Here is a 6,169-nt window from a genome sequence, read left to right on the forward strand (position 1 = left end):
AGCTGCTAGACTATTGGGTTCAACTAAGTTCAACTTAGCATTACCTTGGAGACAGCCTAAGGACTTTAGAGATGACTTTGGGATCAGGCTGGCTCAAGTCAGAATTGGCTCTAGTTTTGTTGCTGTCGCTCCAGCGATAAACTAAACTGCCACCAATCCCCGCTCGCGAAAGATCTGCAAAGCGTGGTTGATCTGTTCCGGGGTGGGCGGCTGAACATCGCTGAGGGTATAGGGCAATCCCAACTGCTGCCATTTGTATTCCCCCATCTTGTGAAAGGGCAAAACTTCCACCCGCTCCACGTTGGATAGGGTGGCTACAAACTCAGCCAATCCCTTAATGTTTTCCTCGGGATCCGTTAGTCCGGGAACGAGGACAAAACGAATCCAGGTGGGCTTGTGAATCTGATCCAAATAGCGAGCCAGATCGAGAGTGGGCTGCAGCGAAACGCCAGTAACTTTGCGATAGAGCTCCGGCAGATAGGACTTGATATCAAGGAGCACCAAATCCGTATGGGCCAAAACTGGCTTAGCCACTCCCAAGGGCGCGTAGCCGGAAGTGTCCAGCGCTGTGTGCAAGTCCAGCTCGTGGCAGCGGCGGAAAATCTCAGCCACAAAGGTGGGCTGCATTAACGGTTCTCCCCCGCTGGCCGTTACTCCCCCGCCTTTGAGGTAGTAATTGCGGCAGCGCTGGATCTCCGCCATGAGGGAGTCCACTGTCACCACCTGGCCAGCATTGGGATCCCGACAGTCCGGATTGTGGCAGTACAGACAGCGCAGAGGACAGCCCTGCAGGAAGATGACAAAGCGGATCCCTGGCCCATCTACCGTGCCACAGGTTTCAACCGAGTGAATGCGGCCGGTCACCGGCCTCGAGGGGTTGAGGGAGGTACCCATAACTTCTATTCTCAATGGCTTTTGCAAAATATCAATTAATCTTGAGGTTTTCTTCCAAATTGCTGGCTACGTTGCCCACCCCCTGGCTTTGACTTTGGGTTTACCTGGGCTGGGTTTTCTTAAGTTGAAAACCGATGGAAAGACCCCAAAGGGCCTACTGGGAGACACCTGACGAGATGTTGTGTAGGCGATGCGCCTTCGGATCAAAGCCCGCTGGGAAATGGGTATAGGCATCGAAATCGGCGTGATCCAGCAAAGCTCCTTCCAAGAGAGCACCTCGGAAATCGGTGCCGAAAAGCAGGCATCCTCGCAGATCGGCTCCAGATAGGTTGGCGTCGCTGAAATTGGCAAAGCTGAGATCACACCCCCGCAGGTTGGCGCCTGCCAGGTTGGCCCCGCTGAAGTCGGCAGAGCGCAGGTCGGCACCGGCTAGGTGGATCCCTTGTAGGTCGGCCTGGAGCAGCTCGATCCCTTGGAAATCTCGCTGTCCTGCCGCGTAGTCTCTAACCAAGTCCAAAGCGCTATAGCTCATCGAACCTCCTTGCTGGGGGATCCCTTTCCCTGGGTATGGGCAGCCTTCAGGGATCCCCTGGCCGTCGTTTAGAAGTGTTGATGGAAGGTGCGGTTAATCACATCCAGTTGTTGCTCGCGGGTGAGCTTGATGAAGTTCACCGCGTAGCCGGAAACCCGGATGGTGAGCTGTGGGTAGAGCTCCGGGTGCTCCATGGCATGCAGCAGGGTCTCGCGGTTGAGAACGTTCACGTTGAGGTGAAAGCCGCCATCCCGCATGTAGCCGTCCAGCAGCCCCACCAGGTTAGCAACCCGCTCCTCGGCTGTGCGACCTAGGGCCGCCGGCACAATCGAGAAGGTGTTGGAGATGCCATCCAGGGCGTCGTCGTAGGGCAGCTTAGCCACGGAAGCCAGCGAGGCCACCGCCCCCTTGGTGTCGCGGCCATGCATGGGGTTGGCCCCAGGGGCAAAGGGTTCACCTGCGCGCCGCCCGTCAGGGGTGTTGCCGGTTTTCTTGCCGTAGACCACGTTGGAGGTGATGGTGAGGATGGACTGGGTGGGGATGGCATTGCGGTAGGTCTTGTGCTTGCGCAGCTCCGCCATGAAGGTCTGCACCAGTTGCACCGCAATGGAGTCAACTCGGTCGTCGTTGTTGCCGTATTTGGGGAAGTCGCCCTCCACCGCGTAATCCACCACTAGGCCCCGCTCATCCCGGATGGCCCGTACCCGCGCGTATTTGATGGCGGATAGGGAGTCGGCTGTTACCGACAGGCCGGCCAACCCAAAGGCCATGGTGCGCAGCACGTCCCGGTCGTGCAGGGCCATCTCCAGGCGCTCGTAGCAGTACTTGTCGTGCATGTAGTGGATGATGTTCATGGTGTTGACGTAGGTTTTGGCCAGCCAGGCCATCATCTGCGCCATGCGCGGCCACACCTCGTCGTAGTCCAGGACATCGGCGGTGATGGGGGCGAAAGCAGGAGCCACCTGCTCGCCGGAGATCTCGTCCCGGCCGCCATTGATGGCGTAGAGGAGGCACTTGGCCAAGTTGACCCGCGCCCCAAAGAATTGCATCTGCTTGCCGATGCGCATGGCCGACACACAGCAGGCGATGCCGTAGTCATCCCCCCAGTAGGGGCGCATCAAGTCGTCGTTCTCGTACTGGATGGAGCTGGTTTCAATGGAGACCTTGGCGCAGTAGCGCTTGAAAGCTTCCGGCAGCCGCTCCGACCAGAGCACGGTCAAGTTGGGCTCCGGCGCCGGCCCAAGGTTGTAGAGGGTATGCAGCATGCGGAAGCTGGTCTTGGTCACCAAAGGCCGCCCATCTAGCCCCATGCCGCCGATGCACTCGGTTACCCAGGTGGGATCCCCGCTGAAGAGCTCGTTGTACTCCGGCGTGCGCAAAAACCTGACCATGCGCAGCTTCATGACAAAGTGGTCGATGAGCTCCTGGGCCTCTTCCTCGGTGAGGATCCCGGCCTGCAGATCCCGCTCGATGTAGATGTCTAGGAACGTGGAAACCCGCCCCAGGGACATGGCGGCGCCGTTTTGCTCTTTGACCGCTGCCAGGTAGGCTAGGTACAGCCACTGGATGGCCTCGCGGGCGTTGGTTGCGGGGCGGCCTAGATCAAAGCCGTAGCTGGCCCCCATCTCCTTGAGCTCGTACAGGGCTTTGATCTGCTCTGAGAGCTCCTCCCGCAGGCGGATGGTTTCTTCATCCATCGTGTCCACCTCTAGGCTGGCCTTCTGCGCCTCCTTGTCCTCAATCAGCCGATCCACGCCATAGAGAGGTACCCGCCGGTAGTCACCGATGATGCGGCCCCGTCCATAGGCGTCCGGCAAGCCGGTGATGATCCCAGAGCGGCGGCAGCGGCGCATCTCCTCCGTGTAGGCGTCGAAAACCCCGTCGTTGTGGGTCTTGCGATACTTGGTAAAGATTTCCTTAACGCGGGGATCCAGCTCGTAGCCATAGGCCTTGAGGGCCGTTTCTACCATACGGATGCCGCCAAAGGGCAGGATGGCGCGCTTTAGGGGCTTATCCGTTTGTAGCCCTACGATTTGCTCCAGATCTCGGTCGATGTAGCCTGGCGGGTGGCTGGTGATGCTGGAAGGAAGGTCGGTGTCGGCATCCAAGATCCCACGCTTCCGCTCCAAGGCCATCAGATCTTGAACTTTGGCCCACAGCCGCTGCGTGCGCTCGGTGGCCGGCGCCAAGAAGCTTTCATCTCCCGTGTAAGGCGTGTAATTGCGCTGAATAAAATCTCGGACGTCGATGCAGCGCTGCCACCGCCCAGGCACGAAATCCCTCAAGCTATGTTGTTTACTTGTGAATTCTGTAGGCAAAGCTACAGAAGACTGGGCGCTCACTACCATAGCAATCCCCCTGGCCATTCGGCCTGACAGCTATGCAACAGGCTAGACCTAGAGCAAGACCTCTCCTCAGCTACTGCTAAGGGCTGCTGGCATCTTTGCAAAAGGGACGATCTAGCCACCGGTGCAAGGGAGAACTTTTAGCAACTCTGATGTTTCTTTTTTCAGGCGTTTGCAATACACCTTGCCCACTTCAATTCTAGTTCCTTCTCCTCTTAGGAGGCCGCTGTCTCTGTGTTTTTAATCCCGTTTTTAATGTTTTCTTAAGGGCTTGCTAAGGGGGCTTGCCAAACGGCTAGCTTAGGCCAAGGTAGGTTGGAGGCAGCACCCCCAATCAATCAGGCTGAGGATCCGCTCCCCCCCTAGAGGCAAGAGTTTTGAACTAGAGTAAACTTTGGTGTTTGTTTTGAGAGGAGTGTTAAATACGACATCTGAACCACCTGGGCCTTGCCTATCATCCTGCTTGGCGCTGGGCAGTTTTGGTTCCTGGACTGAGCTCCTTCATTGAGGATTGCCGATTGCTGTGCTACATATGAACTTAACTGCCGAGCATAGGTATTTATTACTAAGCGGCTTGTCTGTGGCCAGAAGAGGGCCTGGCTGAGCCGAGGAGTGAGGAGGAGTGTGATGTTCAAACGGTTGGCGGAACAATACCGCAGCTACGTTCAGGATCTGGTGATGAGTTTGCAGGCGCTGGCCATTGCTTTGGAGAAGCGGGGCTACCCGGCCTCCTGCTACACTTGCGGCACCTCCTTTGAGAGCGCTTCCTTCATGGTCAGCTTGCGGGAAGGGCATCTGATTCGCTTTTTAGTCTCCGAGTGCTCCATCAGTTGGACGGAGATGCGGGATGAGCGGGAGCTGATGAAACTGGAAGGAGCGGAGGCCATTCGTCAGCTTCAGGATCTGGTAGAGCTAATCAAAGACGATCTAGCTGCTAGCGCTGCGCCAGCAGAAGCTCTGGCCCATAGCCGTTGATCCGCGTCTGAAAGACCTATACAACCTCGGACAAAAGCAGACTTTTGCTCCAGGTTGAGCCTTTCTTCCTGCTTCCACGACCTATAGCTAGCAGCAGAGTTCACCTCCACTACCCCACCAGAGGGATCTCCACAGGCGTCACTTCCCATCAAGCTGACGGGAGTTGTTCCTGATCGAGCACACCGGCTAAAGACGGAGCTGACTTTAGCCTAGGCAAAGTGCCTAGCCGAAGAAATGCAGCTGCTCGTCTACTGGCTTAACTAATTATTCATTATTCTCCCTGATCACGATAGTTGGGACTTTCGTATCTGAGATGACACTTTTGCCGGGGTTGAGTGCCTAAACTGACTCCATAACCCTAGTAATTCTAATGATGCCGGTACTTTCAGAACTTGCCCGCAGCCAGGGTATTGATTATTTCCTGATCTCATTTACGGATTTGTTTGGCACGCAGCGCTCCAAGTTGGTGCCTGCTTCAGCAATTGACCGCATGGCCGATGGGCAGGCAGGTTTTGCGGGATTTGCTACGTGGTTGGATTTGACCCCTGCGGATGCGGATGTGTTTGCCCAGCCGGATCGCCAGCGCCTATTCCAATTACCTTGGCAACCAGAGGTGGGGTGGATGCCTGCGGATTTGATTCAGGCCAACGGGGAGCCTTTGGAACAAACGCCACGCTGGGTGCTGAAAAAGGTGTTGGCGCAGGCAGAACGCCTGGGTTTCCGGGTCAAGACGGGGGTGGAATGTGAGTTTATGCTCCTATCCCCTACGGAGTGGGCCATTTCCGATGGGCAGGATTGCCAAGCCAAGCCGTGCTACGACCAGCAAAGCCTGATGCGTCGTTTTGCGGTGATTCGGGGTATCTGCGATGGGATGCAAAAGCTGGGTTGGCATCCCTACCAGAGCGACCACGAGGATGCTAACGGGCAGTTTGAAATGAATTGGTTATTTGACGATGCGCTGGTTACCGCCGACCGTCATGCCTTTTTCAAATACATGGTGAAAAGCATTGCGGAACGGCACGGCTATCGGGCGACGTTCATGCCCAAGCCATTTCCCCATCTGACGGGCAATGGTTGCCATACCCATCTGTCGGTTTGGGATGTGACCGGGACAACCAATTTGTTTGCCGATGCCAAAGGGGAACTGGGTCTCTCGTCGCTGGCGTATTACTTTATCGGCGGGGTGCTGTACCATGCTCCGGCGTTGTGTGCCCTGACCAACCCGACGGTGAATTCCTATCGCCGTCTCCATGCGCCGCCTACGGCTTCGGGGGCCACCTGGGCACCTGCCACGATTAGCTACAGCGGCAACAACCGCACCCACCTGATTCGCATCCCTGAGCCGGGTCGGTTTGAGTTGCGTTTGGCTGATGGTGCGGCTAACCCCTATCTCCTGGCGGCGGGTCTGATTGCAGCGGGGCTG

5 protein-coding genes are annotated in these 6,169 nt (G+C 56.8%); 2 read left to right on the forward strand and 3 right to left on the reverse strand.

Annotated features, from left to right (window positions below; translation table 11 throughout):
- Positions 1–141 precede the first annotated feature (141 nt).
- The 3 genes from pflA to pflB form a co-directional block, all read right to left on the reverse strand.
- A complete protein-coding gene (gene pflA / locus NW807_RS02330; RefSeq protein ID WP_414425185.1) occupies positions 142–894 on the reverse strand; it encodes a pyruvate formate-lyase-activating protein in 753 nt (250 codons plus the stop codon).
- A 154-nt stretch (positions 895–1,048) separates the two neighbouring features.
- Positions 1,049–1,426: a pentapeptide repeat-containing protein gene (locus NW807_RS02335; protein ID WP_414388725.1), complete on the reverse strand. Its 378-nt coding sequence runs from the start codon at positions 1,424–1,426 to the stop codon at positions 1,049–1,051.
- A 68-nt stretch (positions 1,427–1,494) separates the two neighbouring features.
- Positions 1,495–3,774 carry a formate C-acetyltransferase gene (gene pflB / locus NW807_RS02340; protein WP_414425189.1) on the reverse strand — a complete coding sequence of 760 codons (2,280 nt, stop codon included), beginning with the start codon at positions 3,772–3,774 and terminating at the stop codon, positions 1,495–1,497.
- 624 nt (positions 3,775–4,398) lie between these two features.
- Between pflB and NW807_RS02345 the strand changes: the two genes are divergently transcribed.
- The gene (locus NW807_RS02345; RefSeq protein WP_414393445.1) at positions 4,399–4,746 is read left to right on the forward strand and encodes a DUF1815 family protein; all 348 of its coding nucleotides are present in this window, start codon (positions 4,399–4,401) and stop codon (positions 4,744–4,746) included.
- A gap of 373 nt (positions 4,747–5,119) precedes the next feature.
- Positions 5,120–6,169: type III glutamate--ammonia ligase (gene glnT, locus NW807_RS02350; protein WP_414425190.1), on the forward strand; the 1,050-nt coding region annotated here is incomplete at its 3' end.

Origin of the sequence: Synechococcus sp. R70.1 (genome assembly GCF_047461675.1) — a bacterium.
In the GTDB taxonomy this organism is placed as follows: domain Bacteria; phylum Cyanobacteriota; class Cyanobacteriia; order Thermostichales; family Thermostichaceae; genus Thermostichus.

What these genes read in the sequence shown, in the direction of transcription:
- NW807_RS02345 (WP_414393445.1), top strand. Translation starts at nt 4,399, where the DNA reads ATGTTCAAACGGTTGGCGGAACAATACCGCAGCTACGTTCAGGATCTG.
- pflA (WP_414425185.1), bottom strand. Translation starts at nt 894, where the DNA reads ATGGGTACCTCCCTCAACCCCTCGAGGCCGGTGACCGGCCGCATTCAC.
- pflB (WP_414425189.1), bottom strand. Translation starts at nt 3,774, where the DNA reads ATGGTAGTGAGCGCCCAGTCTTCTGTAGCTTTGCCTACAGAATTCACA.
- NW807_RS02335 (WP_414388725.1), bottom strand. Translation starts at nt 1,426, where the DNA reads ATGAGCTATAGCGCTTTGGACTTGGTTAGAGACTACGCGGCAGGACAG.